This is a genomic window from Mycobacterium mantenii, from assembly GCF_001667865.1.
Taxonomy (GTDB): Bacteria; Actinomycetota; Actinomycetes; order Mycobacteriales; family Mycobacteriaceae; genus Mycobacterium; species Mycobacterium mantenii_A.
In genome coordinates this window covers 300,392-326,322 of sequence record NZ_LZJP01000089.1, presented here as the reverse complement: position 1 = coordinate 326,322, position 25,931 = coordinate 300,392, and the positions used below count along the sequence as shown (strand labels likewise).

23 protein-coding genes are annotated in these 25,931 nt (G+C 67.7%); 10 read left to right on the top strand and 13 right to left on the bottom strand.

Annotated features, from left to right (window positions below):
* Positions 1 to 8: 8 nt before the first annotated feature.
* From A5688_RS15215 to A5688_RS15200, 4 genes are all read right to left on the bottom strand, one after another.
* A complete protein-coding gene (locus A5688_RS15215; RefSeq protein ID WP_067829832.1) occupies positions 9 to 884 on the bottom strand; it encodes an AAA family ATPase in 876 nt (291 codons plus the stop codon).
* Between the two features lie 36 nt (positions 885 to 920).
* A complete protein-coding gene (locus A5688_RS15210) occupies positions 921 to 2,180 on the bottom strand; it encodes a glutamate-5-semialdehyde dehydrogenase (protein ID WP_067829829.1) in 1,260 nt (419 codons plus the stop codon).
* A 128-nt stretch (positions 2,181 to 2,308) separates the two neighbouring features.
* Positions 2,309 to 3,712 (bottom strand): mechanosensitive ion channel domain-containing protein, encoded by a 1,404-nt coding sequence (locus A5688_RS15205; protein ID WP_067829825.1) that lies wholly within the window; start codon positions 3,710 to 3,712, stop codon positions 2,309 to 2,311.
* Positions 3,712 to 5,904, bottom strand: a complete 2,193-nt coding sequence (locus tag A5688_RS15200; protein ID WP_067830387.1) for an adenylate/guanylate cyclase domain-containing protein — start codon at positions 5,902 to 5,904, stop codon at positions 3,712 to 3,714. Before A5688_RS15200 ends, A5688_RS15205 begins: the two co-directional genes overlap by 1 nt.
* Positions 5,905 to 6,059: 155 nt before the next feature.
* Here A5688_RS15200 and A5688_RS15195 point away from each other — a divergent pair, with 155 nt between their 5' ends.
* Positions 6,060 to 6,938 (top strand): ribokinase, encoded by an 879-nt coding sequence (locus tag A5688_RS15195; RefSeq protein WP_082955080.1) that lies wholly within the window; start codon positions 6,060 to 6,062, stop codon positions 6,936 to 6,938.
* On the opposite strand, the gene A5688_RS15190 is transcribed toward A5688_RS15195, so the two are convergent.
* Positions 6,935 to 7,747 (bottom strand): GntR family transcriptional regulator, encoded by an 813-nt coding sequence (locus A5688_RS15190; RefSeq protein ID WP_067830391.1) that lies wholly within the window; start codon positions 7,745 to 7,747, stop codon positions 6,935 to 6,937. The genes A5688_RS15195 and A5688_RS15190 overlap by 4 nt on opposite strands.
* 84 nt (positions 7,748 to 7,831) lie before the next feature.
* Here A5688_RS15190 and A5688_RS15185 point away from each other — a divergent pair, with 84 nt between their 5' ends.
* The 6 genes from A5688_RS15185 (at position 7,832) to A5688_RS15160 (ending at position 13,039) form a co-directional block, all read left to right on the top strand.
* Positions 7,832 to 9,262 carry an MmgE/PrpD family protein gene (locus A5688_RS15185; protein ID WP_067829820.1) on the top strand — a complete coding sequence of 477 codons (1,431 nt, stop codon included), beginning with the start codon at positions 7,832 to 7,834 and terminating at the stop codon, positions 9,260 to 9,262.
* A gap of 11 nt (positions 9,263 to 9,273) precedes the next feature.
* Entirely contained in the window at positions 9,274 to 10,161 is an 888-nt protein-coding gene (locus tag A5688_RS15180; protein ID WP_067829818.1) for an isocitrate lyase/PEP mutase family protein, read from the top strand.
* Positions 10,152 to 11,399 carry a 3-isopropylmalate dehydratase large subunit gene (locus A5688_RS15175; protein ID WP_067910181.1) on the top strand — a complete coding sequence of 416 codons (1,248 nt, stop codon included), beginning with the start codon at positions 10,152 to 10,154 and terminating at the stop codon, positions 11,397 to 11,399. The genes A5688_RS15180 and A5688_RS15175 overlap by 10 nt, the downstream gene beginning before the upstream one ends.
* Complete coding sequence (locus tag A5688_RS15170) at positions 11,396 to 11,965, top strand: 3-isopropylmalate dehydratase (protein ID WP_067829813.1); 570 nt, start codon at positions 11,396 to 11,398, stop codon at positions 11,963 to 11,965. The genes A5688_RS15175 and A5688_RS15170 overlap by 4 nt, the downstream gene beginning before the upstream one ends.
* Positions 11,962 to 12,510, top strand: a complete 549-nt coding sequence (locus A5688_RS15165) for a YbhB/YbcL family Raf kinase inhibitor-like protein (RefSeq protein ID WP_067829809.1) — start codon at positions 11,962 to 11,964, stop codon at positions 12,508 to 12,510. The genes A5688_RS15170 and A5688_RS15165 overlap by 4 nt, the downstream gene beginning before the upstream one ends.
* Positions 12,511 to 12,631: 121 nt before the next feature.
* Complete coding sequence (locus tag A5688_RS15160) at positions 12,632 to 13,039, top strand: hypothetical protein (protein WP_067910178.1); 408 nt, start codon at positions 12,632 to 12,634, stop codon at positions 13,037 to 13,039.
* A gap of 53 nt (positions 13,040 to 13,092) precedes the next feature.
* Here A5688_RS15160 and A5688_RS15155 read toward each other — a convergent pair whose 3' ends face one another.
* Positions 13,093 to 15,141 carry an NAD(+) synthase gene (locus A5688_RS15155; RefSeq protein ID WP_067829802.1) on the bottom strand — a complete coding sequence of 683 codons (2,049 nt, stop codon included), beginning with the start codon at positions 15,139 to 15,141 and terminating at the stop codon, positions 13,093 to 13,095.
* A 59-nt stretch (positions 15,142 to 15,200) separates the two neighbouring features.
* On the opposite strand from A5688_RS15155, the gene A5688_RS15150 reads away from it, so the two are divergent.
* Entirely contained in the window at positions 15,201 to 15,740 is a 540-nt protein-coding gene (locus A5688_RS15150) for a cysteine hydrolase family protein (protein WP_067910174.1), read from the top strand.
* A gap of 17 nt (positions 15,741 to 15,757) precedes the next feature.
* A complete protein-coding gene (locus A5688_RS15145; protein ID WP_067829796.1) occupies positions 15,758 to 16,606 on the top strand; it encodes an SIR2 family NAD-dependent protein deacylase in 849 nt (282 codons plus the stop codon).
* On the opposite strand, the gene A5688_RS15140 is transcribed toward A5688_RS15145, so the two are convergent.
* The gene (locus tag A5688_RS15140; RefSeq protein WP_067910171.1) at positions 16,603 to 17,880 is read right to left on the bottom strand and encodes a cytochrome P450; all 1,278 of its coding nucleotides are present in this window, start codon (positions 17,878 to 17,880) and stop codon (positions 16,603 to 16,605) included. The genes A5688_RS15145 and A5688_RS15140 overlap by 4 nt on opposite strands.
* A gap of 106 nt (positions 17,881 to 17,986) precedes the next feature.
* On the opposite strand from A5688_RS15140, the gene A5688_RS15135 reads away from it, so the two are divergent.
* Positions 17,987 to 18,637 (top strand): TetR/AcrR family transcriptional regulator, encoded by a 651-nt coding sequence (locus A5688_RS15135; protein ID WP_067829789.1) that lies wholly within the window; start codon positions 17,987 to 17,989, stop codon positions 18,635 to 18,637.
* A gap of 145 nt (positions 18,638 to 18,782) precedes the next feature.
* Here A5688_RS15135 and proB read toward each other — a convergent pair whose 3' ends face one another.
* From proB to ndk, 6 genes are all read right to left on the bottom strand, one after another.
* On the bottom strand, positions 18,783 to 19,886 hold the full coding sequence (proB, locus tag A5688_RS15130) for a glutamate 5-kinase (protein WP_067829786.1): 1,104 nt from the start codon (positions 19,884 to 19,886) through the stop codon (positions 18,783 to 18,785).
* Positions 19,883 to 21,433 carry a GTPase ObgE gene (gene obgE / locus A5688_RS15125; RefSeq protein ID WP_165607478.1) on the bottom strand — a complete coding sequence of 517 codons (1,551 nt, stop codon included), beginning with the start codon at positions 21,431 to 21,433 and terminating at the stop codon, positions 19,883 to 19,885. The genes proB and obgE overlap by 4 nt, the downstream gene beginning before the upstream one ends.
* A gap of 61 nt (positions 21,434 to 21,494) precedes the next feature.
* Positions 21,495 to 21,761 carry a 50S ribosomal protein L27 gene (rpmA, locus tag A5688_RS15120; RefSeq protein WP_067829783.1) on the bottom strand — a complete coding sequence of 89 codons (267 nt, stop codon included), beginning with the start codon at positions 21,759 to 21,761 and terminating at the stop codon, positions 21,495 to 21,497.
* 13 nt (positions 21,762 to 21,774) lie between these two features.
* Entirely contained in the window at positions 21,775 to 22,086 is a 312-nt protein-coding gene (gene rplU, locus A5688_RS15115) for a 50S ribosomal protein L21 (protein ID WP_067911332.1), read from the bottom strand.
* A 224-nt stretch (positions 22,087 to 22,310) separates the two neighbouring features.
* Positions 22,311 to 25,172, bottom strand: a complete 2,862-nt coding sequence (locus A5688_RS15110) for an Rne/Rng family ribonuclease (RefSeq protein WP_067911335.1) — start codon at positions 25,170 to 25,172, stop codon at positions 22,311 to 22,313.
* A 342-nt stretch (positions 25,173 to 25,514) separates the two neighbouring features.
* Positions 25,515 to 25,925 carry a nucleoside-diphosphate kinase gene (gene ndk, locus A5688_RS15105; RefSeq protein ID WP_067911338.1) on the bottom strand — a complete coding sequence of 137 codons (411 nt, stop codon included), beginning with the start codon at positions 25,923 to 25,925 and terminating at the stop codon, positions 25,515 to 25,517.
* Positions 25,926 to 25,931: the final 6 nt, after the last annotated feature.

Genomic DNA, 25,931 nt, shown 5'->3' with positions numbered 1-25,931 from the left:
GCGTCGTCCTAATTCAGCCGCAGCTCGCCGGTCGCGCGCTGCTGGTCGGATTGATGTTTGAGGACCACGCCGAGCGTGGCCGCGACGACCGCGTCGTCGATGGTGTCCAGGCCCAGCGCGAGCAGCGTGCGGCCCCAGTCGATGGTCTCGGCGATGGACGGGACTTTCTTGAGTTGCATGCCGCGCAGCACACCGATGATGCGAACGAGTTCCTCGGCCAGGTGCGCGGGCAGTTCGGGAACCCGGGACAACAGAATGCGGCGTTCCAAGTCGGGACTCGGAAAGTCGATGTGCAAGAACAAGCACCGACGCTTGAGCGCCTCGGACAGTTCGCGGGTGGCGTTGGACGTCAGCACCACCAGCGGGGTGCGCTCGGCGGTGATCGTACCCAGTTCGGGAACGGTCACCGCGAAGTCGGACAGCACCTCCAGCAGCAGGCCCTCGATCTCGATGTCGGCCTTGTCGGTCTCGTCGATGAGCAGCACCGTGGGTTCGGTACGCCGGATGGCGGTCAGCAGCGGACGCTGCAGCAAGAACTCCTCGCTGAACACGTCGTCCTTGGTCTGGTCCCAATCCCCCGAACCGGCCTGGATGCGCAGGATCTGCTTGGCGTGGTTCCACTCGTAGAGCGCGCGAGCCTCGTCGACGCCCTCGTAGCACTGCAGGCGCACCAGGCCCGAGCCGGTGGCCTGGGCGATGGCACGGGCCAACTCGGTCTTGCCCACACCGGCCGGGCCCTCCACCAACAGCGGCTTGCCGAGCCGGTCGGCCAGGAACACCGCCGTCGCGGTGGCGGTGTCGGGCAGATAGCCGGTCTCGGCCAACCGCCGCGAGACGTCGTCGATGTCGTCGAACAACGGCTTGGGCCGGGCGGGCACACTCACAATCGGTTCTCCTAAAACACTTTCTGCACGCGGGTATCAGGCCGGACGAATCTGTCCGTCTCCCCACGCAATCCATTTGGTAGAGGTCAGTTCGGGCAGCCCCATCGGGCCGCGGGCATGCAGCTTCTGGGTGGAGATGCCGATCTCGGCACCGAAACCGAACTGCTCACCGTCGGTGAACGCCGTGGACGCGTTCACCATTACCGCGGCGGCGTCGACACCGTCCGTAAACTTCTGCGCCGCAGCCATATTAGTGGTCACGATGGCCTCGGTGTGTCCGGTGCCGTACTCGTTGATGTGGGCGATCGCGGCGTCGATACCGTCGACCACCGCCACCGCGATGTCCATCGACAGGTACTCGCGGCGCAGGTCGTCCTCCTGCGCATCCTTGGAAAAGCCACCGTGCACGGTCACGCCGGCGTCCTGCAGGGCCGTCACCAGCCGGGGCAGTGCCGTTTCGGCGATCCCGACATCGACCAGCAATGTCTCGGCGGCGTTGCAGACGCTGGGCCGACGAGTCTTGGAATTCAGCAGGATTCGCTCGGCTACGTCCAGGTCTGCGCCTTCGTGCACGTAGACGTGGCAATTGCCGACGCCGGTCTCGATGGTGGGCACCTGCGCGTCGCGAACCACCGCGTCGATCAGGCTCGCCCCACCGCGCGGAATCACCACGTCGACCAGGCCGCGGGCCTGGATCAGATGCGTCACCGTCGACCGGTCATCGGCCGAAAGCAATTGCACCGCATCGGCGGGCAAGTCCTCGCTGACCAGCGACGCCCGCAACACCTGGACCAGCGCCTGGTTGGACCGCGCCGCCGACGAACTACCGCGCAGCAGCACGGCGTTACCGGACTTCAGCGCCAAACCGAAGGCGTCGACCGTGACATTGGGCCGGCCCTCGTAGATCATGCCGACCACACCGAGTGGAACCCGCTGCTGCCGCAGCTGCAACCCGTTGGGCAACGTGTAACCGCGCAACACCTCCCCGACCGGGTCGGGTAGCCCGGCGACCTGGCGCAGGCCGGCGGCGATGCCCTCAACGCGCTTGGGGTCCAACGCCAACCGGTCGAGCATCGCGGTCGGCGTACCGGCGGCGCGGGCCGCCTCGAGATCTTCGGCGTTGGCCGACAGGATCAATTCGGTGTGGGCGGCTATCGCGTCTGCCGCCGAGCGCAGTGCCTGGTCCTTGGCGACCGTGGGCAGCAACGCCAAGACACGGGATGCAACGCGGGCGCGGCGCGCGGCGTTGTGCACCTCCTGGCGCAAGTCAGGAAGCGATGGTGCTTGCAGACTCATTGAACCAGGGTATCGGGCGGGAAAAGCCCGGGTGAGGCGACCCGTGCGCAACGTTTTGCGCCCGCGATCACCCGACCGCCTAGCCCGACGGTGGCGACCCGCTTCGCCCGGCTCCGCCGCGCCCGCGATCACCCGACCCGCTCGCCGTGGCGGGCACTGCGCACCTTGCTGCGCCGCTCTTCGATGATGTTGCCGAAATTCTGCAGCAGCAGGGGCGCACGCATCACCAGATGCTCGATGTGCTCGCGATCGATCTCCAGCGCCGTGACCTCTTCCAGCGCGTACGCGCTAGCCAAATTCGGTTGCCGAGTCAGCGCCGTCAGCCCCAGGAACGATCCCTCGTCCAGCGTGCTGATCGGCACCATCGACCCGTCGTCCGCGGTGGTGGTCAGCTGCACGCGCCCGGCGACCACGAACGTCATGGTCGTGGGCACCTGGCCGGCGTACTCCACCACCTCGTCGGCGCCGTAGCGAACGATCCTCGCCGCCGACCGCAGCGATCGCTGCTCCTCGGCGCCGATCCGCAATGCCGGCGCCACCACCGTGTGCAGGGCATGCTCGACGCGTTCGATCGTGGAGAAATCGTCGTCGGCGTCGTCGAGGTGCAGATTCTCCCGCCGCGCGGCATACCAGGTCCAGCGCAGGAAGGTCGCCTTGGCGGCGCCGGCGTCCGCCGGCGAGTTCAACCCGATGGTCGTCCGGTACTCGCCCGCGCCGGCCGGGACCGACCGCGGCACGCTGCCGGCCTTGAGCTGCGGCAAGCCCTCGGCGATGCGCGACAGCAGCGCGCACACCCGGTCCGGCGGGTCGACGCTGGAGAACGTCGTCGTCACCGCCAGTTTGTGCGCGCCGGGCGGACGACTGAGATTCGTGAAGGCGGTGCTGGCGAGCATCGAGTTCGGCATGACCCGGATTCCGCTGCCGGTGTCGATGTGCACGGCGCGCCAGTTCACCTCGACCACGCGTCCGCGGGCCGTGCCGGTGTCCAGCCACTCATCGATGCGGAAGGGCTGCTCGAACAACATGAACAGGCCCGACACGATCTGGCCCACCGAGTTCTGCAGCATCAGGCCGATGACGACCGAAGTGACGCCCAGCGCGGTGAAGAGACCGCCGATCCGCACACCCCAGATGTAGGACGACATCACCGCCAGGCCGACACCGATCACAGCAAACCGGGCGCAGTCCAGGAAGATGGTGGGTAGCCTTTTGCGCCAACTCTTTTCGGGCGCACCTTCGAACATCGTCGCGTTCAGACCGGACAGCACGAGCACCAGCACCAGCAGGCCGAACACCGTGGTCAGGACGCGCACCGGAACGTCGCGGGACGGGACCTGGGAGGCCTGAACGAGCAGCAGCAACAGCGCGCCGAGCGGGAGCAGGTAGTTGCGCAGCAGGCCGACCTGCCGGGCCAGCGGGCTGTTCCTGCGCAGCAGCGCGTCGTGCAGCTCGGTGAGAGCGATCAACCCGAGCGGCAGTCCAACCGCGATGCCGATCGCCCAGTAGAACCACGTCGAGTTGAAGACGTTCATCAGCGCTCCAGCAACCGGTAGATGGCCTGATCGACACCGCCGACCGAGATGGTGCCGGCGGGCGTGAACTGCCGAACATCCCGCATCGCCTCGTACACCTGCGCGCTGACGTAGATGCCCGGCTGCGGTGAGCCACTGTGCATTTGATACGCCAAACTGACCGCGCCGCCCCACATGTCATAAACCAGGCTGGAGCGCCCGACCAGCCCGCTCACCACGTTGCCCGTGTTCACACCGACCCGCAGACCCAGCTGGCGCGCCGCTTGGTTGTTGAATCGATCGATGATGCGGCCGATCTCGAGGGCGAAGTCGACGGCGCGGTGAATGCTGTCCAGCCGGGGGGTGACCACCCCGCAACTGGCCAGATAGCCGTTGTGGAACGTGCGAATTCGTTCGACGCCGAGAGTATCCGCGGCCGAATCGAATTGCCGGAAGAGATCGTCGACGGTCCCGACCAACTCGTCTTCGGGCACGTCATTGGAATACTCGTCGAGACCCACGATGTCGGCATAGATGATGGCGACGTCTTGATGCTTCTGGGCGATGGTCTCCTCGCCCTCCCGATAGCGTTGCAGCACCGATTCGGGCATCAAGGCCAGCAACAGGCGGTCGTTTTCCCGGCGCTGCTCGTCGAGCAGCTCTTCCTTAATCGCCAAATTTCGGCTCATCTCGTTGAAAGCCGCTGTGAGATCGCCGATTTCGTCGCGTCGTCGGACCGGGATGTTCACCTCGTAGTCGCCGGAGCTGATCTTACGGGTGCCCTCCTCGAGGCGACGGACCGGTCGCACGGCGGCCTGGGCGACGAACAGCGAGGCCACACAGATGGCGAAGATCATTCCGGCGACGGCGATCACCAGATTCTTGCTGAACCTGCCGAGCCGGGCGAACGCATCGGAGTTGTCGCGCGTCGCGAGGATCGACCAGTGCAGGTCGGAGTTCGGGATACTCAGCGGGGCATAGGCTTCCAACTCTCTGTTACCCAGATAGTCGGTGGCGCTGAGCACGCCGCTCTCGCCGCGTTGGGCGGCGCGCAGCCCGGCGGTGTCGACCGGCTGCACCAGGGTGGTGCCGCCCAGCCGGATCGCCCGGTCCACCACGTCGGGCGGCGTGCCAGCGTCGATCGCGGAGCGCCGGTATTCCTTTGGGTCCTCGATGAAATCCCGGGAATCGGAGCGCATCAGGTCGTCGGGGCCCGCCAGATACGTTTCGGTCGCGGGCCCCATCCCCGCGGCGTCCCAGTGCCTGTCGGCGGTCATGATCTTGTTGATCTTGGCGACCGGCACCGGCAGCGCCATCACGCCGTCGAACTTGCCGTTCATGCCGATCGGTGACACCACCCACGCCGTCGGGGTGTCGAGTGCGGGCTGGTACTGCTGGAAGTCGGTGATCCAGACGAAATCGAGGTCGTTGGACGCCAAGGCTTTCTGGTATGCCTCCCGCAGCTTGGATTCGCGGTACGGTCCGGTCAGGACGTTGGTGCCGAGATCGGGTCCCTTCAACACGCTGTAGACGACGTTGCCCTGCATGTCCAACAGCAGCGCATCCCGGTAGTCGAAGCGGGTGACGATGCCGCGCATGTAGAAGTCGAAGCGCGCGTTGGCCGCCGACCAGGCGCTGCCGTCGCCGGCGTCCTGGATGGGCAGGGCATCGGGGTTCGGCCGCGGCCCGGCCGTGTAATACGCCTGAATGTATTTCTGCGCGTTGGAACTTGGCAGGACAGCCCGAATATCGATGGTGTCCCCGGTGATTCGCTTGATCGGTCTGATCATGTCGTTGTCGTAGTAATCGACCAGCGACTGCTGCTGGGCGGGCGAGATCGTCGCGTTGCCCAATTGAGCGAAGCCCGCCGTGAGCGCCGTCGTCGCCTCGGTGATGCCGAACCCGCCACTCCAGGTGATCAGCGAATTCGACACCTCCCGGAACAGCGCCTGCACCGCCCGCTTCTGGGACTCGCGCATCTCGATCAAGCGTTCCGATTCGACCTGCCGCAACGCGTTACGCCCGGACACCGCCCCGATGGCGCCGATCACCGCCACGCCCAGGATGCTCGACAACAGCATCATGACCAGAATCTTGGACTGGATGCCGAAGCGGAAGCGCCCCAGGCTCCGCCGGCGCGGACGCTTGGTGGCCGGTTGGGCAGGGCCGGGATCGACATGGGGTTCAGCGTCGGTCAGCTCGCTCGTGGTCAATCGCCTGCCCCTTTTCTCGGGATTCAGCACCCCCAACGCAGCAGAATATCGTGCGGACATCGAGTTATTCAGCGTTTGCCGTGACGCGATTCGGCGTCGAAAGCGCGGGTGGCCCTGGCGTCCTTCGCCATCCCGGCACGACTAACGTCGGCCTCATGGCAGGTGTCTGTGTAGTGGGCAGCGTGAATCTCGACCTGTCGCTGGGTGTCGACGCCCTGCCACGGCCCGGCGAAACGGTTTTAGCGTCGTCGTTGACGCACGCCCCCGGCGGCAAGGGCGGCAATCAGGCGGTGGCGGCGGCGCGCGCGGGCGCACAGGTGCAGTTCGTCGGAGCGGTCGGCGACGACGCGGCCGCCGAACAATTGCGCGCACACCTGGAGGCCAACGGCGTCGGGCTCGACGGAGCCATCGAAATTCCCGGCCCCAGCGGCACGGCCATCGTGGTGGTCGACGCGAACGCCGAAAACACCATCGTGGTCGCGCCCGGTGCCAACGGGCGGTTCACCCTGACCGACGACCGTGCCCGCGCGGTCGTCGCCGGCTGCGATGTGATGTTGACCCAGCTGGAGATCCCGCTGCGCACCGCCGTCGCCGCGGCGCAACACGCCCGCTCGGCCGGCGCGGTCGTCGTCGTGAACGCTTCGCCCGCCGGTCAGGACGCCGACTCGTTGGACGAGTTGGCGGCCGCCGCGGACGTGGTGATCACCAACGAAGAAGAAGCCGATAAATGGCCATGGCGTCCAGAGCATTTGGTGGTCACCCTGGGTGCGCGCGGCGCCCGCTACGTTGGCGCCGACGGCGAGTTCACCGTCTCCGCGCCGGCGGTGGATGCGGTGGACACCACCGGGGCAGGCGACGTGTTCGCCGGCGTGCTGGCCGCCAATTGGCCACCCAATCCCGGCTCGCCCGACCAGCGGCGGATCGCCCTGCGGCGCGCCTGCGCGGCGGGTGCGCTGGCGACGCTGGTCGCCGGCGCCGGTAATTGCGCACCGGATGCCGCGGCGATCGAGAAGGCGATTCGGGACGCGTCTTAGCCGCGCTGGTCGCCGACGTCGTGGGCGATTCTCAGTCCATCGCCGGTCTGCATCTCGTCCGCCGTCTGACTGAGCAACACTCGACTTCGGCTCGGCGATAGCAGGGCAGAGAGATAGTGATGCGGTGCGTCGGCCGCGTAGACCAGCCGGTTGACCCGCAGCAGGGCCGCGCCGATCGGCATGTCGAGCAGGTGCGCGTTGCGCGGGCCCGCGATTTCGGCCGTGATCTCGTGCCGCACCCGGTTCACGGTGATTCCGCTGTCGGACAGCAGCTCGTAGAGTGGTGCGCGGCGCAGCGCAGCCTCGGTGAGCACGGGGGCCAGCTCCGGCGGCAGCCAGGCGTCGGTCACCAGTAACGGCTCGCCGGTCCTGCGCTGCCGCCGCACCCGCACGATGTGCAGCAATTCCCCGTTGTGCCGGAGGGTTTCGGCGACGACCCGTGGCGGCGACCGCGTGCCCAGTTCGACCACCTCTACCTCGGTCTCGAATTGAGTCTGGCGCAGTTCTTGCAGATACGAACGCCCGGTCGGTACATCGGCCGGATCATGTTGGCGCACAAACGAACCGACACCGCGCCGGCGTTCAATGTATCCCTGTTCGGCGAGGTCGGCCAGCGCGCGGCGCACGGTGATGCGAGAAACCCCGAACTGATCGCACAGGGTCTGCTCAGTGGGCAGCGCCTCGCCGGGGGCGATGACACCGCGGTCGATCTCGTCGTGCAGTACCAAGTACAGCTGGCGGTGCAACGGCACACCGGCGGCGGCGGACACCTGCCCGGCCTTTTCGCTGCGCTGCTGCACGGTGCCCAATGCTTCCACACCGCCTCCCTTGCGGGATTGGACTAGTTGTTATAAACATATAACAACTGCCCACGCATCTACCAGGGGGTCGCGATGACCGCGGTGCAACAGCGGGCCGCCACCGATCCGGCTGGGCCGACCGGGCGCCTTGCCACCTGGGTCGCCGATCTCGCGCTCGACGATGTCCCGGCGACTGTCGTCGACCGCGCCAAACACCTGCTGTTGGACGGCATCGGTTGCGCCCTGGTGGGGGCACAATTGCCGTGGTCACGAATCGCCACCGACGCCGTCCTCGCGTTGGAAGGACAGGGCGACAGCATCGTCATCGGAACCGGTCACCGTACCAGCGCGCCCGCGGCCGCGGTGCTCAACGGCACGTTCATCCAGGGCTTCGAACTCGACGACTTCCACCCCCTGGCCCCGCTGCACAGTTGCTCACTGCTCATTCCGGCGCTGCTGTCGACGGCATCGACACGACCGTCGACGACGTCGGGCGCCGAGTTCCTGCTGGCGGCGGTGGCCGGTTTCGAAGTGGGCCCGCGCGTCGGCTACACCCTGCACGGCACCCAAATGCTGGACCGCGGATGGCATTCGGGCCCGGTCTTCGGCACCCATCCCGCCGCGATGGCGTCCGGCAAGCTGCGCGCACTGCCGCCGGCTCAATTGGAGGACGCCCTGGGTCTGGCCGCAACCCAGTCGGCGGGTCTGATGGCCGCGCAGTACGAAGCGATGAGTAAGCGCATGCACCACGGCCTGGCCGCACGCAACGGCTTCTACGCGGCGGGCCTCGCGGCCGCCGGATACACCGGCATCAAGCGCGTTTTCGAACGCGAGTATGGCGGCTTCCTCAGCGTCTTCGGCGAGGGCCATGATCCGGATGCCGCGCTGCTGACCTTTGAACTCGGCCACCGCTGGGAGACCACCGTGATCATGGTCAAATCCTATGCCGCGATGGGCGGGCTGCACGGTGCCATCGACGCCGCCCGCCAATTGCGGAATTTCGTTGCACCAGAGGATATCTCGTCGGTGGCTATCACCATTGGAGAGACCGTTTACAAGCACGGTTGGTGGTTGCCGGAGCGCCCGCTCACGCCGATCGGGGCACAGATGAACATCGGGTACGCCACCGCGGCCGCGCTGCTCGACGGCAACGTACTGCCCGAACAGTTCAGCCCGGCGCGGCTCGATTCCGACGACATCTGGTCGCTGATCGCGGCCACCACGGTGCATCTCGACGAATCACTGAGCGGGGCCGGCATCGCCGAGAAATTCCGCACCGACATCACGGTCACCACCCTGGACGGAACAGTGCACCACGCGCGGGTGGCCCTGCCGCACGGCGCGCCCAACGACCCCGTCACCAACCACGAATTGGTGGCCAAGTTCCACGCCCTGGCCGACCGGGTCACCAATCACGGCCGCGCCGCGGCAATCGAGCGCGCGGTGCTGGGGCTCGAGGACGTACCCGACGTCAACAACCTGATCGACCTGCTCGCCGGCCCCGTCGCCGGCGCGCTGGACTGAAAGGACGCAAGATGGCAACAACGCCGGCCCGCGCTAGGCTCAGAGCATTGTTGGACAAGCGCGAACTCATCGTCGCGCCAGGCGTTTTCGACGGTATATCCGCGCACCTGACCCGACGCACCGGACACGTCGCGGCCTACATGACCGGAGCCGGTGTGGCAGCGTCGGGTTTCGGCTTGCCCGACATCGGCCTGGTCACCGCGACCGAGATGACCGACCGGGTTGCGATGATCAGCGGGGCGCTGGGTGACGTCCCCCTGATCGCCGACGCAGACACCGGCTACGGCGGACCAATGAACGTGGTGCGCACGGTTCGTTCCTACGACGCGGCCGGCGTGGCCGCCATCCAGCTGGAGGACCAGGTGTTCCCCAAACGCTGCGGTCACCTGCCGGACAAGCAGGTCGTCGACGCGGCCGTGTTCGAACAGACGCTGGCGGCCGCACTGGACGCCAGATCCGATGACAACCTGCTGGTGGTGGCCCGCACCGACGCCCGCGGACCACTCGGTTTGGATGCCGCGATCGAGCGCGCCAACCGGTACGCCCAAGCGGGCGCCGACATCATCTTTGTGGAGGCCCCGCAGGACGTTGGCGAAATCGAGCGCATCGCAAACGAAGTCGACTCTCCTCTGCTGATAAACCTGGTGCTCGGCGGCCTGACACCGCTGCAGTCGGCGTCACGGCTGCAGGAATTGGGTTACGCGATCGCCATCCACCCCAGCAATCTGCTGATGCAGACGACGTTCGCCATGCTGCAAAGCCTGTGCGAACTCAACGGCACCGACCTCGCCGCCCAGCTGCCCACCTGCCCGGCTGACTTCTTCAACCTGGTGGGCATGGCGGAATGGCGGGCACTCGACGACAAGTACGCACACACCGAGGACCGCACATGGGTATGACCATCATCGAAAAGATCTTCGCCCGCAAAGCCGGGCTGGAGTCGGTGGCACCGGGTGACACCGTCGTGGTCGACGTCGACATGACCGCGTTGATCGACCTGCAGTTCGCCACCATGTGGATACAACCCAACAGGATTCACGACCCCGACAAGCTCGCGGTGATCATGGACCACGCCGTGCCCGCCCCGACCATCAAGGACGCCGACGGCGGCCGACACGCCCGCAAGTTCGTCGCCGACTTCGGCATCGAGCGCTTCTATGACGTCGGCCGGCATGGCATCTGCCATCAGGTGATCGCGGAGAACGGGCTGGCCCGCCCGGGAGAAGTGCTGGCCTGCACCGATTCTCACACCTGCGCGGCCGGCGCATACAACACTGCGGCGCGCGGACTGGGTCCCGCCGAGATCTATTCGATCATGTGCACCGGTTCCACCTGGTTCCAGGTCGCGCCGACGATCCGCTACGAATTCCACGGCGCCAAACCGGACGTGTTGAGCGGCAAGGACATCTTCCTGCACATCGCCAACGAGTACGGCGATGCGCCCAACCAGAACCTCGAGTTCGGCGGGCCCGGCCTGGCCGGCATCCCGATGCACGATCGGCGGACCATCGCGACCCAGGGCGCCGAGGTGTCGGCCGATTTCAGCACGTTCGAGCCGGACGACGTGTTGGCGTCGTTCCTCGACAAACGCAGCACCACCGGATTCGACGCCGTCACACCGGATTCCGACGCCGCCTACCAGGACATCCGGCACATCGACCTGGCGGCGCTGGAACCCTACGTGGCGCGGCCGGGCACCGTCAGCCGCAACGCTTCGCTGGTATCGCAACTAGGAAAACAGAAAATCGACCAGGCCTTCATCGGCTCCTGCGCCAACGGGCAACTCGAGGACCTGCAGATCGCTGCGCAGGTGTTGCGCGGCAAGACCGTCGCACCCGGCGTGCGACTGCTGGTGACGCCCGCCTCGCAGGCCGTGTACCGCGAGGCCATGCGGCGCGGCTACCTCCAGGACCTCGCCGACGCCGGCGCCGTCGTCACGAACTCCACCTGCGGAGCCTGTTTCGGCTACCACATGGGCGTGGTGGGCCCCGGCGAGGTGTGCATCACTGCAAGCACCCGCAACTTCACGGGGCGGATGGGTAGCACCGAGGCCCAGATCTTCATGGCCTCCCCTGCCACCGTCGCCGCGTCCGCGGTCACCGGCTACATCAGCGACCCGAGGAGTGTGATCGCATGACGCTGCGTTCGCTTGCATTCCAAGGCAAGGTCTGGGTGTTCGGCGACAACCTGAACACCGACGCCATGTATCCGGCGTTCGCCATGAAAATGGAACCCGCCGAGGCCGCCAAGCACGTCTTCTATGAGGTGCGGCCCGGCTGGACCGAGGAGGTGTCTCAGGGCGATATCGTGTTGGCCGGCAAGAACTTCGGACTCGGCTCGTCGCGGCCCGTGGCGGCGTTGTTCGTCGAGCTCGGCGTTGCGGGACTGGTCGCAAAGGAATTCAACTCGCTGTTTTTTCGCAACGCCGTAAACTCCGGTCTGCCGGCGATCACCGTTCCCGAGGCCACCTCGATATTCAGCGACGGCGACACCGGAACATTCGACCTCGCCGACGGCAGCTGGCGCAACGAGACGACCGGAGCCTCGGGCACCGTCGGCAAGCTGCCCGACCTGATCCTCGACATTATCGAAAGCGGCGGCGTGCTGCCCCGCCTTGCCCGGCAGGGTTATCTGCCCAGCGAATTGGGCGACCTGCTGCGCTCGCCCGCGGTGGCGATGCGCGGCGCGGGCAGCGGCGCATGATCGAACGACTGGGCAGAATGCTCCGTGGCGTGCGCGCGGGCGCCCACCGAAGTCCGCTCGCCAATGGTGCATTCGCCGCGCCCACCACCATCACCGTCGCCAGCGCCGCGTTCGCCGACGGCGGCGCCATGCCGGCGTCCAGCGCGGGCAAGGGCGTGGGTGACAACACGTCGCCGCCGTTGCGCTGGGCGGGGCTACCGGCCGGCACGCGACAGTTGGTGCTCCTCATCGACGACGTCGACGTCCCGCTCCCCCGCCCGCTGGTGCACACCGCCGTGGTGCTCGAGCCGAGCGCCGGCGGCGTGGCCGCGGGCGCACTGCAGCCGGGATGCGCGGGAATCCGCTTCCTGCGGGCCGACCTCGGTCACCACGGCTACGCCGGACCCCGCCCCATTCCCGGACACGGGCCACACCATTACCGGTTTCACGTGTTCGCGCTCGACGCCGTCCTCCCGGACACCGTCACCACCGCGAAGGGACTGCTGGACGCCATGCGCGGCCACGTGCTGGCCCGCGGCATGCTGACCGGAACCTACGAGCGCTGAACGCGTGCTTCACCCCGCTGACCTGCGGTTGGCAGTGTTTGGCAGCGGGCGACGTCGATCTGGCAGTGGTTTGCGGGCAGCGTCGGTGGCGATCGCAGTTCGCCATCGAGAAAGGAACATCATGTCCGCTACCACGATTGACCGCACGGGCACCCGGGACGGCCTGCTACGCCTCGCCATGCGCGCCGACGCCGCCATCAGCGGGCTGGTCGGCCTGGCCGGCATGCCGGTGGCTGGCTGGCTCGCCGGGGTCTCGGGCACCACGAAGGCGTTCGAATACGGCATGGGCGCGTTCTTGATCGCCTACGGCGTGGTCGTGTTCGGGCTGGCCAGCCTGCCGTCGGTGCGGCGCGCCGGCATGGCCGTCATCATCGCGAACGTGGCATACACGGTGGCCGCGATAGTTCTGGTGCTCGCGGACGTCTTTCCGCTGACGTCGACCGGCGTGGTGTTGAACCTGGCGGCCGGCGTTTACACGCTGGTGTTCGCCGAAGTGCAATACCAGGGCTGGCGCCGCGCAAAGGCCTGACCCCGAATGCCGATGGGCCCGCTCGGCGCGCCCGGGCGGGCCCTGGGTGCCTGCTAGTCCTCGGGGACTTCGCGTTCGATCTCGTCGAGCCAGATGCGCGCGGACATATCGGACGGGGCGCGCCAGTCCCCCCGCGGCGACAGCGAACCCCCGTGCGACACCTTGGGCCCGTTGGGCAACGCCGAGCGCTTGAACTGGCTGAACGAGTAGAACCGCTGCACGAAAACCTGCAGCCAGTGCCGAATTTCCTTCAGCGAATACGACGGCCGCTTGTCGTCGGGGAAGCCGGGCGGCCAGATGCCGTGTTCGGGGTCGCTCCATGCGTGCCACGCCAGGAAGGCGATCTTCGACGGCCGGAATCCGTAGCGCAGCACATGGAACAGTGAAAAGTCCTGCAGCGCAAAGGGACCCACTTTCGCCTCGCTGCTCTGCAGCTCCTCCTCCTCGCCGCTGGGCACCAGCTCCGGGGTGATCTCGGTGTCGAGCACCGACTGCAACACCTCGCTGACCTCGGGCTCGAACTGTTCCGAGGAGATCACCCACCGGATCAGGTGCTGGACCAGCGTCTTGGGCACGCCGGCGTTGACGTTGTAGTGCGACATCTGGTCGCCGACACCGTATGTCGACCAGCCCAACCCGAGCTCGGACAGGTCGCCGGTGCCCAGCACGATCCCGCCCCGCTGGTTGGCCAGCCGGAACAGGTAGTCGGTGCGCAAACCGGCCTGGACGTTTTCGAAGGTGACGTCGTACACCTTCTCGCCGCGCGCGAACGGGTGATCCATCTCCTTGAGCATCAGCTGCGCGGACTCGCGGATGTCGATCTCGGAGAACGTCACACCCAGCGTGCGGCACAGCTCGGCCGCGTTACGTTTGGTGCGGTCGCCGGTCGCGAAGCCGGGCAGGGTGAACGCCAGAATGTCGCTGCGCGGCCGCTCTTCGCGATCCATCGCGCGCGCGGCAACGATCAGGGCGTGCGTCGAGTCCAGCCCACCGGAAATCCCGATGACGACCTTCGGGAAATCCAGCGCGCGCAGCCGCTGTTCGAGACCGGCGACCTGAATGTTGTAACCCTCGAAGCAATCCTGTTCCAGCCGTTGCGGATCGGCGGGAACGAACGGGAAGCGCTCGATGTCGCGCCGCAGTCCGACGTCGCCGCCCGGCGGGTCCAGCCGGAACTCGATGCGCCGGTACGCCTCCGTCGTCGTCCGGTGGTGGCGCCGGTTGTCGTCGAACGTGCCCATCCGGAGCCGTTCGGAGCGGAGCAATTCGATGTCGACGTCGGCGATGCTGCGTCGCTCGCCCTTGGGGAAGCGCTCGGACTGGGCCAGCATCACACCGTTTTCGAACACCATGGTCTGACCGTCCCAGGCCAGGTCGGTCGTCGATTCGCCCTCTCCCGCAGCCGAATACACGTAGGCGGCCAGGCAACGCGATGAGGCCGAACGGGCCAGCAGGCAGCGGTCCTCGGCGCGGCCGATGGTGATCGGGCTGCCCGACAGGTTGGCCAGCACCGTCGCGCCCGCCAGCGCGGCTTCCGCGCTGGGCGGAATCGGCACGAACATGTCCTCGCAGATTTCCACGTGCAGCACCAGGCCCGCCACGTCGGCGGCCTCGAAAAGCAGGTCGGGACCGAAGGGCACCTCGACGTCGACGCACGCGAGGCGGATGGTGCCGCGCTCGTCGTCCCCCGGGGCAATCTGGCGGCGCTCGTAGAACTCCCGATAGGTGGGCAGATACGACTTCGGCGCCACCCCGAGCACGGTGCCGCGGTGGATGACCACGGCGGCGTTGTAGATCCGGTGCCGATGTCGCAGTGGGGCACCGACGACCAAGACCGGCAACAGCTCGGCCGAGGCCGCGACGATTTCCGCGATGGCCTTTTCGACGTCGTCGAGCAACAGGTCCTGCAGCACGATGTCTTCGATGGAATACCCGGACAGCGTCAGTTCCGGAAAGACGGCCAGCGCGACGGCGTCGTCGTGGCACTGTCTGGCCATCCGCAGAACCGACTCGGCATTCGCCGCCGGGTCAGCGATGACGGTGTGGTGCGTGCACGCGGCGACGCGGGCGAAGCCCTGGCTGTAAGCGTTGTAAAAGTCCATCGCCCTTCCATTGTCGCCCCATGCGTGTCAACTCGTAGCCGCCGGGTATCCCCGACGGCATGAGCGACACGGCCGTCCTAGTAGTCGACATGATGAATACGTATCAGCATCCCGACGCTGAAAATCTAATACCCAATGTCGAGAGGATCATCGACCCGTTGTCCGAATTGGTTCGGCGGGCACGCGAATGCGACGACGTCGACCTGGTGTACGTCAACGACAACTACGGGGATTTCACCGCGGAGTTCTCCGACATCGTCCATGCCGCGTGCGACGGGGACCGGCCCGACCTGGTGAAGCCGATCCTGCCGACCGACGCCTGCCGCGTGATGACCAAGGTGCGGCACAGCGCGTTTTATGCCACGGCGCTGGCCTATCTGCTCGGCCGGCTGGACACCAAGCGGTTGATCATCACCGGTCAGGTCACCGAGCAATGCATCCTCTATACGGCGCTGGACGCCTACGTTCGGCACTTCCCCGTCGTGATCCCGACCGATGCCGTCGCACACATCGACGCCGACCTGGGCGAGGCGGCGTGCAAGATGATGCAGCGGAACATGTCTGCCGAGCTCACGACCGCGGCCGACTGCCTGGGCTGATCCGTACGCTGGATCGGGTGACCGTCGGCTGCGCAGAATCCCCCGAACTGGTCGCGCTGCTGGCCGGTCGCCGGATCGCGGTGCTGACCGGTGCGGGCATCTCCACCGACTCGGGCATTCCCGACTACCGCGGGCCGGATTCACCGCCGAGCAATCCCATGACCATCCGCCAGTTCACCGGCGATCCGGAGTTTCGGCAGCGGTACTGGGCGCGCAACCACGTCGGTTGGCGGCACATGGACGACACGCTGCCCAACGCCGGCCACCGGGCGCTGGCCGCACTCGAGGACGCGTCGGTGGTCACCGGCGTCATCACCCAGAACGTCGATCTGCTGCACTCCAAGGCCGGCAGCCGCAACGTCATCAACCTGCACGGCACCTTCGCGCAGGTGATCTGCCTGGACTGCGGAGCCACCATGACCCGTGCCGCATTGGCCGAACGGCTGGAAGCGCTCAACCCCGGATTCATCGAGCGCGCCGAAGCGATCGGCGGGCTGGCGGTGGCTCCCGACGCCGACGCCGTCGTCGCGGACACCGCGTCGTTCCGGTATGTGGATTGCGACCGCTGTGGCGGCATGCTCAAGCCGGACATCGTCTACTTCGGCGAAAGCGTTTCCAAAGACGTTGTGGCGGAATCGTTTAGGTTGGTCGAGCAGGCCGAAGTGCTTTTGGTCGCCGGCTCGTCGCTGACCGTGTTCTCCGGCTACCGGTTCGTGCGCCACGCCGCCGCGCTGGGCATGCCGATCGCCATCATCAACCGCGGCGGGACCCGCGGCGACGACCTTGCCACCGTCAAGGTCGACGGCGGATGCTCGGAGTTGCTGGCGCTGCTCGCCGACGAGTTGGCGCCCCTGTCAACGCATTAGAAGATGCACGGCATGCTGCGGATGGCATGCACGAAATTGCCCGCCAGGTAGGCGGGCTCGCCCGCCCGGATGTCGGGCAATTGCCGAAACAGCTCCGCGAAGATGGCCCGCAGCTGCGCGCGGGCCACGTGCGCCCCGAGGCAGAAGTGCAGCCCGCCACCGCCGAAGCCGACGTGCGGATTGGGGTCGCGGCTCAAATTCAACCGTTCCGGGTGGTCGAACACGTCGGTGTCCCAGTTGCCCGACGGGTAGAACATCACCACCTTCTCCCCCGCCAGAATGGTCTGGCCGCCCAGCTCGGTATCGGTTGCGGCGGTGCGGCGGAAGGTCATGACCGGCGTCGCCCAACGGATGAACTCCTCGACGGCCGTCCCGATCCGAGTGTCGAAATCCTCGAGCAGCCATGCCTTTTCGTCGGGGAAGTCGGTGAGCGCCCTCAGGGTGTGGCTGATGGTCTGCCGGGTGGTGTCGTTGCCCGCGACGGAGAGCAGGACGAAGAACGCCGCGACCTCCGCGTCTTCCAGCCGGTCGCCGTCCACCTCGGCGGTGACGAGGCTGCTGATCAAGTCGTCGCCGGGGCGCTCGCGACGTTCGGTGGCCAGGGCGCCGACGACTTGGTGCAGATACAGCTGGTTTTCCACCAACACTTCCATCGCCGGGCGCCCGTTGAGGAATTCCGGGTCGGCCCACGACACCAGCGCATCGGTGGCGTGCGCCATGCGCTCCCGCTCGGATTCCGGAATCCCCATCATGTCCGACAGGGTGCGGATGGGCAGTTCTTTGGCGCAGTGGTCGACGAAATCCACTCCGCTGCCGGCGGTCCGCAGTTCGTCGACGATGCCCTTGGCGTTGGCTTTGATCGAGTCCTCGATGCGGCGGACCTGGCGGGGGCTGAGCGCGGCGTGCGCGAGCTTGCGCAACTTGGTGTGCCGCGGCGGGTCCATCGCCAGGAACGACTGCGACGCCTCGAGCAGTTCCACCGGGATGCTCTCGAACATCACCCCCTGGCCGGACAGGAAGACGTCGCTGTTGCGGCTGACGGCGACGATGTCGGCGCGCCGGGTGACCGCCCAGAAGCCGGGGTCGGTCGGATCGGGCATCAGCGAGTCTTCGACCGGGGGATGCCAGCTCACCGGCCGCTCGGCCCGCAGCACGGCGAACGAGCGTTCCCGGTCCGCCGCTGTGGTGGACCAGAACGCCCGCGAGGACAGATCGATCTCGTCGTAGGCGCGACCGGATTCGCCGGTCTCAGACTCATTTGTCATCACGGCCATGGTGATCCTCCGTCGTCTCGTATGACCCTGGTCACAGATTCTTCGCGACAATATGCCTAGACACTATGTCTAGTCAATATGTCGACAGCTCGGTTATGCTCGGCGCATGCCGTCGCTGACCCGCAAGCCGCAGGGGCACCGAGGTGCGCCCCGCGAGCAGCGCCGCGAACAGATGGAGCGCCGACTGCTGGACGCCACCGAACGGCTGATGCGCGACGGCGCGAGCTTCACCGAAGTCAGCGTGGACCGGCTCTCGAGCGAGGCCGGCATTTCCCGGGCCACCTTCTACATCTACTTCGAGGACAAGGGTCATCTGCTGCGCCGGCTGGCGAGCCAGGTGTTCGGCGATCTGACCGACGGCGCGCGGAGCTGGTGGAGCGTGGCCGGGCGGCACGACCCGGACGACGTGCGGACCGCGATGGGCCGCATCATCGCCACCTACCGGCGTCATCAGGCGGTGCTGGTCGCGCTCAACGAAATGGCCGCCTACGACCCCCCGACGGCGGAAACGTATCGCGAGCTGCTGACCGGCATCTCCGAGCAGTTGACCCACGTCATCGAAGATGGCCAGGCCGACGGTTCGATCCGCCCCGAGCTGGCCGCGCTCACCACCGCCAGCGCGCTGACCTGGATGGTCGAGCGGGCCTGCCAGCAGAACCTGCCGACGAAGCCCCCCGCCTACGACGCCGAGCTGGCCGCCACCCTAGCCGAAATCGTCTGGGGCGCACTGTATCTCAAGCCGATCCGGGAGCACTGACCCGACTCGAAACCGATGGTCCGACAGTCCGACGAATGAGGTGATTCCCGAACGTGCTAACCCATGCGCTAGCACGTTCGGAAAGGTCCTATTAGTCCCGGCTTGGTCCTAAAGTGCCGGCCACGGCGCGCGCCGGGATCGTCCCCTACACGGCCACCAGGTCGTCGGCGTGCACCGCGGGCCTGCGCAGCTCGCCGGGCAGTTCCGAGGTCGAGCGGCCCATCATGGTGGCCAGCTCGGTCGCGTCGTAGGCGACCACGCCACGGGCCACCATCACCGCGTCCGGGCCGCGCAATTCGACGACGTCGCCGGCGTAGAACCTTCCCGACACCGCGGTGATCCCGGCGGGCAGCAACGAGCGGCGCTGCCGCAACACGGCGCGCACGGCGCCCTCGTCCAGGGCCAGTGCGCCGGCCGCCTCGGCGGCATAACGCACCCAGAACCGCCGCGCCGACATCCGCACCGGTCGCGCGGCGAACACCGTGCCGACCGAAGCGTCGGTGAGCGCGGCCGCGGCGTCCGCCGCGGCCGCCAGCAACACCGGGACGCCGGCGTCAGCGGCCAGCAGCGCCGAGGACATCTTCGAGGTCATCCCGCCCGTGCCCAAATCGCTTCCGGGACCGGCAGTTACGCCGATCAGATCCGCGGATCCCGACACCTCCGGGATGAACCGCGCGCCGTCGGTCTTTCGCGGATCCGAGTCATAGAGCCCGTCGATGTCGGACAGCAACACCAGGGCCTCGGCGCCGATAAGGTGGGCCACCAGCGCCGAGAGCCGGTCGTTGTCGCCGAACCGGATCTCGTTGGTGGCCACGGTGTCGTTTTCGTTGACGATCGCCACCGCGTGCAGTGCGCGCAGCCTGTCCAGCGTGCGCTGGGCGTTGGTGTGCTGGGCCCGCATCGAGATGTCGTGCGCGCTGAGCAGCACCTGCCCGACGGTGCGGCCATAGCGGGCGAACGCGGCACTCCACGAATTGACCAGGGCGACCTGACCGACGCTGGCCGCGGCCTGCTTTGTCGCTAAATCCCTTGGACGACGGGACAATCCGAGCGGCTCGATGCCGGCGGCAATGGCTCCCGACGACACGATGACGACGTCGGTACCCGCCTTCATCCGCGCTTCGATCGCATCGGCGAGCCCGGCCAGCCGGCCCGCGTCGAACACCCCGGCCGGGGTGGTCAGCGCGTTGGTCCCGACCTTGACCACCAGGCTGCGAGCTCCGCGGATGACGTCGCGGTGGGGGCTCACGACTCCTCACCGCGTTGGCTGGTTCTGCGCCGCTCCTCCGCATCGCTGCGCTCTGCATCGTCGCCGGCGGTCACGATGCGCCGCTCCTCCGCATCGCTGCGCTCTGCATCGTCGCCGGCGCGGCGCTGGCGCCGGGCGGCCTTACGTTCGGCGGCGCCGATGCGCTCGGTGCGCTCCAACCGCGCGTCGGTGCCGCGGCCCGACAACGCAACCTGTTGCCCTGCAGGGGTTTGCGGCTCCCAATCGAACGTCATGTCCCCGATGGTCACTTCGCAACCCGGTCGCGCGCCCAGCCGCAGCAACTCCTCTTCGACACCGAGGCGCGCCAGGCGGTCGGCGAGGTATCCGACGGCCTCGTCGTTGTCGAAATTGGTCTGGCGGATCCAGCGTTCGGGCCGCGCGCCGCTGACGACGAAGGCGCCCGGTTGCTGGGCATCCGGCTCGACACTGAACCCGCTGTCGTCGACGGGAACCGGCCGAATCACCGGACGCCGCGGCACGATTTCGGGCTGGGCGGCCTGATAGTCCGAGATCATCTTCCACAGCCCAAAGATCAACGGCTGCAAACCCTCTCGCGCCACCGTCGACACCAGGAACACCGGCCAGCCACGCGCGGCGATCTCGTCACGAACGAATTCGGCGAGCTCGCGCGCCTCCGGCACGTCGATCTTGTTCAGTACCACCGCGCGGGGCCGCTCGGTCAGATCACCCAACGTCGCATCCCCTTGCAGCGTGGGCGTATACGCGGCCAGTTCGGCCTCCAGCGCGTCGATATCGGAGATCGGGTCGCGGCCGGGTTCGGCGGTCGCGCAGTCGACGACATGCACCAGCACGGCGCATCGCTCGATGTGCCGGAGGAAATCCAGGCCCAGGCCGCGGCCCTGGGAGGCACCCGGGATCAGGCCGGGCACGTCGGCGACGGTGAAGGTGTGCTCGCCCGCCGACACCACGCCGAGGTTGGGAACCAGCGTCGTGAACGGATAGTCGGCGATCTTGGGCTTGGCCGCCGAGATCGTGGACACCAGCGAAGATTTGCCGGCCGAGGGAAAGCCGATCAGGCCGGCGTCGGCGACCGTCTTGAGTTCCAGCGTCAGGTCGCGGGTCTGGCCCTGTTCGCCCAGTAGCGCAAAGCCGGGGGCTTTGCGCGCCCGCGATGCGAGAGCAGCGTTGCCCAGCCCGCCGCGTCCACCCGCGGCGGCTTCGAAACGGGTGCCCGCGCCGACCAGGTCGGCCAGCATACGGCCGTTTTCGTCGAGGACGACGGTGCCGTCGGGCACCTTGACTTCCAGGTCGGCGCCGGCGGCGCCGTCGCGGTTGTTGCCCATCCCCTGCTTGCCCGAGGGCGCGGAGACGTGCGGATGGAAATGGAAGTCGAGCAGGGTGTGCACCTGCGGATCGACGACGAAGACAATGCTGCCGCCGCGGCCACCGTTGCCCCCGTCGGGGCCGCCGAGCGGTTTGAACTTCTCGCGATGGACCGACGCGCAGCCGTTACCCCCGGCACCGGCGCGCGCATGGATGACGACGCGGTCGACGAACCGAGGCATCGTGGGTCCTCTCACCTACCACCGGGCGCCGAAATCACCGGGCTGGGCCCGGAAACACACCTCAGTCGGTGGCTTGCCCGGCGGCCACGATGTTGACGGTCTTGCGGCCGCGCTTGAGGCCGAACTCGACGGCGCCGGCTTCCTTGGCGAACAACGTGTCGTCCCCGCCGCGCCCGACACCCACGCCCGGGTGGAACTTGGTGCCGCGCTGCCGAACGATGATCTCGCCCGCCTTGACGACCTGGCCGCCGAATCGCTTCACGCCCAGCCGCTGGGCGGCGGAATCGCGACCGTTGCGCGAGCTGGAAGCGCCCTTCTTGTGTGCCATGTCTTCGCCTCCGCTACTTGATTCCGGTGACCTTCAGGACCGTCAGCTGCTGACGGTGTCCCTGACGCTTGTGATAGCCGGTCTTGTTCCTGAACTTGTGGATACGGATCTTGGGGCCCTTGGTGTGCTCGAGCACCTCGCCGGTCACCGCGACCTCGGCCAGCGCGGCCGCGTCGGTGGTCACCTTGGCGCCGTCCACCACCAGGGCGACCGGCAGCGACACGTTCGAGCCGGGCTCGGATTCGAGCTTCTCGACCTTGACCACGTCCCCGACGGCGACCTTGTACTGCTTGCCGCCGGTCTTCACGATTGCGTAGGTCGCCATCGTCGCTACTGCTCCTTCTTCTAGCCGCTGCTCTGCGCGTCGCGCGCCAACCAGCCGCGGTGCACGTGGTGGGTCTGGGTCGCGGGCCTGCGCCGATTCCCCGGGAGTCCCGCTGCCGCCGGCCGAAGTTTTCCTCGCCCGGCCTGACGACAACTGTCCAAGGGTACGTGACCAGCGGCTACAGGGTCAAACCGGACCCGGCCTGCGCCCGCCGGTCGGCCGGTTCAGTCCGCATGGATCGGCGGGCCGGCCGGCCTTCCCGCGGCGCGTCTGCGCCGGGGGCGTCCCGGCCCGGCCTGGTCGGCCGCAGCGGAGCCTCGCGGAGCATCGGCGTCGTCGGAATCGTCGTCTTCGGTGTCCAGCTCGTCGTCGTCGAGCTCGAGATCCTCGTCGTCGTCGCCGAGATCCTCTTCATCGTCGATGTCCTCGTCGTCGTCGTCGAGGTCCTCGTCGTCATCCGAGTCCTCGTCGTCATCCGAGTCCTCGTCGTCCTCGTCGTCGGTGTCGTCGTAGTCGTCTTGGTCGTTGTCCTCGAAGTCCTCTTGGTCGGTGTCCCCGACGTCGCCGGCGCGCGCCTTCTCCTGGTCGAGTTCCTCGGTGGTGTCCTCGGTGGTCTCGTCGGATTCGTCGCCCTCGGACGGCGTCGAGGATCCGGCGGCCATCGCCTTGAACATCGGGTGCTCACCGGGAGCGTGGGTGGGCACCTTGGCCACCACCTGCTCTTCGGGCTTGTTCTTCTTGCGCCTGCCCCGGCGGCCACCCCCACCGGATTCGGACTTGCGCCCGTTCGACGGGGCCGAATCCACCGGGTCGGCGTGCAGCAGGATCCCGCGTCCGCTGCAATTCGGACACGACGTCGAGAAGGCCTCGATCAGTCCGGTGCCCAACCGCTTGCGGGTCAGCTGGACCAGACCCAGCGACGTCACCTCGGACACCTGGTGGCGGGTGCGGTCGCGGGCCAGCGCCTCGGTCAGCCGCCGCAGCACCAGGTCCCGGTTGGACTCCAGCACCATGTCGATGAAGTCGATGACCACGATGCCGCCGATGTCGCGCAGCCGCAGCTGGCGGACGATCTCCTCGGCCGCCTCGAGGTTGTTCTTGGTGACCGTCTGCTCGAGGTTGCCCCCGGATCCGGTGAACTTGCCGGTGTTGACGTCGACCACCGTCATAGCCTCGGTGCGGTCGATGACCAGCGTGCCGCCCGACGGCAGCCACACCTTGCGCTCCATCGCCTTGGCCAACTGCTCATCGATGCGATGCACCGCGAACACGTCGGGCCCGGCCTGCCCCTCCGGCCCGGTGGGCGGCTCGTACTTGCTGAGCTTCGAAACCAAGTCGGGGGCAACGGAATTCACGTAATCGTTGATCGTGGTCCAGGCTTCGTCACCGGAGACGACGAGGCCGGCGAAGTCCTCGTTGAACAGGTCGCGGATGACCTTGACCAGCACATCGGGCTCTTCGTAGAGGGCCACCGCGGCGCCGGCCGCCTTCTCCTTGATCTCGATCGCCTTGGCCTCGATCTGCTTCCAGCGCTCCTGCAGGCGGGTGACGTCGCTGCGGATGTCCTCTTCTTTGACGCCCTCGGACGCGGTCCGGATGATCACCCCGGCGTCGGATGGCACCACTTCGCGCAGGATCTCCTTGAGCCGCTGGCGTTCGGTGTCGGGCAGCTTGCGGCTGATCCCGGTCGACGACGCGCCCGGCACATAGACCAGGTAGCGGCCCGCCAGCGACACCTGCGTGGTGAGCCGCGCGCCTTTGTGCCCGACCGGGTCCTTGCTGACCTGGACGACGACATAGTCGCCGGGTTTGAGCGCCTGCTCGATTTTGCGGTCGGACCCGCCGAGTCCGGCGGCCTCCCAGTTGACCTCGCCGGCGTAGAGCACGCCGTTGCGGCCGCGGCCGATGTCGACGAACGCCGCCTCCATCGACGGCAGCACGTTCTGCACGATGCCCAGGTAGATGTTGCCCACCAGGGAGGCCGACGCGGCCGACGTGACGAAGTGTTCGACGACGATGCCGTCCTCGAGCACCGCGATCTGGGTGTAGCGCGACCCCTGATGCGGCTGCTCGGTGCGGACCCGGTCGCGCACGACCATCATCCGCTCGACGGCCTCGCGGCGCGCCAGGAATTCGGCCTCGGTCAGCACCGGGGGGCGGCGCCGTCCGGCGTCGCGGCCGTCCCGGCGCCGTTGCCGCTTGGCCTCCAGCCGGGTGGAGCCGTTGATGCCCTTGATCTCGTTGTTCGGGCCGGCGGAGTCGTCTCCGCCGCCCTTGCCGTTGCGTGGCGGCCGCTCGTGCACCACCGTGTTGGGCGGGTCGTCGGGCGACGACCCCTCGTCGTTGTCGTCGCCCGATCCGGACTTGCGCCGCCGGCGCCTGCGGCGACGACGATTGCCGCCGTCGCCCGAGCCCTCGTCACCGTTGTCGGAGTCGTCCGAGTCATCGGAGTCGTCGGAATCCTGGCCGTCGGAGTCCTCGGAGTCGTCGGAGTCCGCCTGAGCGCCCTTCTTGCCCCGCGGTTGCCCCTCGTCGTCGTCGCCGTCGTCGCCCTGGCCGTCGGGTCCGCCCTGCTCACCGCGCCCGCGGCCACGACCGCGGCGGCCGCGGCGCCGACGCCGGTTCGACGGCCGGTCGGCCTGCTCGTCGTCGTCGCCTTCGGAATCGTCGGAGTCGGCGGCGCTGTCGTCGGTGCCGACCTCCTCGCGGGAGTCGATCGGCTGCGGCGCGACGAACAGCGGCATGTAGTGCGGCCGCTCGGCGGCGCTGTCCGGGGTCTCGAGCATCAGCCGGGATTCCGGCTCGCCCTCCGCGGCGTCGGCTTTCGCTTCGGCGCTGGCCGCGTTCTCCGCGCCTGCTGGAGGCTGCGCGGCCGCCAGCAGGTCCCGAACCCGGACCGCGTCGTCACGGTCCACGGTGGAGTGTGCGCTGCGGATGCGCCCGTCCAGCTCGCTCAGCGCGTCCAGCACCCGCTTGCTGGTGGTTCCCAGCGTTCGGGCCAGCGAATGAACTCTCAGGCGGTCCGGCAATTCCCCGGGCCGAGTCGATTCTTCTGATGGGTCTGCAGTCGGTGCACCGTCTACCACGTATTCTCCTCAAGCCCCCGGGCGCGTCGTTGCGACGCGGCCACGCGAGGGCTTCGCTATGGGCCCGGGTCACTTCTCCCGGGCTTGTGATGGTCTCGCCCCGAGCGGCCCAGGTAAGGACCCACTCGGCGCCGTGCTGAATGACGGCCTGACATGCAGCGAACCAAGGCGACGGGGCTATGGTCGCGCTTGTCTAAGTCTTCATTCGGGTGTCTGACGCCGGTCCGGCGACGTTCACCCGAGACCAGTATCCCACATCACGTCGCGGGCCCAGCCACACCTGATGCAGACGGCGTCAGCAAAGCCGTTCGGGATGGCGTCGCGGGCGCTATCGCCGCAGCTCTAAGCGTTGGGGAACCAGAGCGCGAGCTCGCGCTTCGCGGACTCGATCGAGTCGGACCCGTGCACCAGATTGAACTGCGTCTCCAGCCCGAAATCGCCGCGGATCGTGCCGGGGATCGCCTTCTCCACCGGGTCGGTGCCACCCGCGAGCTGCCGAAACGCCGCGATCGCCCGGGGCCCCTCCACGATGGCCGCCACCACCGGTCCCGAGGTGATGAACTCCAGCAGCGACTCGAAGAAGGGCTTGCCCTCGTGTTCCGCGTAGTGCTGGGCGGCGAGGTCGCGGCTGACGGACCGGAGCTCCAGCGCGGTGATGGAGAGGCCTTTGCGCTCGATGCGGCCGATGATCTCCCCCACCAGCCGCCGCTGGACGCCATCGGGCTTGATCACTACCAATGTCCGTTCGGTCACGGCGGA

Coding starts and splice junctions, on each gene's coding strand:
- A5688_RS15165 (WP_067829809.1), top strand. CDS start 11,962: ATGATCGAACGACTGGGCAGAATGCTCCGTGGCGTGCGCGCGGGCGCC.
- A5688_RS15175 (WP_067910181.1), top strand. CDS start 10,152: ATGGGTATGACCATCATCGAAAAGATCTTCGCCCGCAAAGCCGGGCTG.
- A5688_RS15170 (WP_067829813.1), top strand. CDS start 11,396: ATGACGCTGCGTTCGCTTGCATTCCAAGGCAAGGTCTGGGTGTTCGGC.
- obgE (WP_165607478.1), bottom strand. CDS start 21,433: ATGCCTCGGTTCGTCGACCGCGTCGTCATCCATGCGCGCGCCGGTGCC.
- A5688_RS15140 (WP_067910171.1), bottom strand. CDS start 17,880: ATGGCCGTGATGACAAATGAGTCTGAGACCGGCGAATCCGGTCGCGCC.
- rpmA (WP_067829783.1), bottom strand. CDS start 21,761: ATGGCACACAAGAAGGGCGCTTCCAGCTCGCGCAACGGTCGCGATTCC.
- A5688_RS15180 (WP_067829818.1), top strand. CDS start 9,274: ATGGCAACAACGCCGGCCCGCGCTAGGCTCAGAGCATTGTTGGACAAG.
- A5688_RS15155 (WP_067829802.1), bottom strand. CDS start 15,141: ATGGACTTTTACAACGCTTACAGCCAGGGCTTCGCCCGCGTCGCCGCG.
- A5688_RS15185 (WP_067829820.1), top strand. CDS start 7,832: ATGACCGCGGTGCAACAGCGGGCCGCCACCGATCCGGCTGGGCCGACC.
- A5688_RS15150 (WP_067910174.1), top strand. CDS start 15,201: ATGAGCGACACGGCCGTCCTAGTAGTCGACATGATGAATACGTATCAG.
- A5688_RS15210 (WP_067829829.1), bottom strand. CDS start 2,180: ATGAGTCTGCAAGCACCATCGCTTCCTGACTTGCGCCAGGAGGTGCAC.
- A5688_RS15195 (WP_082955080.1), top strand. CDS start 6,060: ATGGCAGGTGTCTGTGTAGTGGGCAGCGTGAATCTCGACCTGTCGCTG.
- A5688_RS15205 (WP_067829825.1), bottom strand. CDS start 3,712: ATGAACGTCTTCAACTCGACGTGGTTCTACTGGGCGATCGGCATCGCG.
- A5688_RS15135 (WP_067829789.1), top strand. CDS start 17,987: ATGCCGTCGCTGACCCGCAAGCCGCAGGGGCACCGAGGTGCGCCCCGC.
- rplU (WP_067911332.1), bottom strand. CDS start 22,086: ATGGCGACCTACGCAATCGTGAAGACCGGCGGCAAGCAGTACAAGGTC.
- A5688_RS15160 (WP_067910178.1), top strand. CDS start 12,632: ATGTCCGCTACCACGATTGACCGCACGGGCACCCGGGACGGCCTGCTA.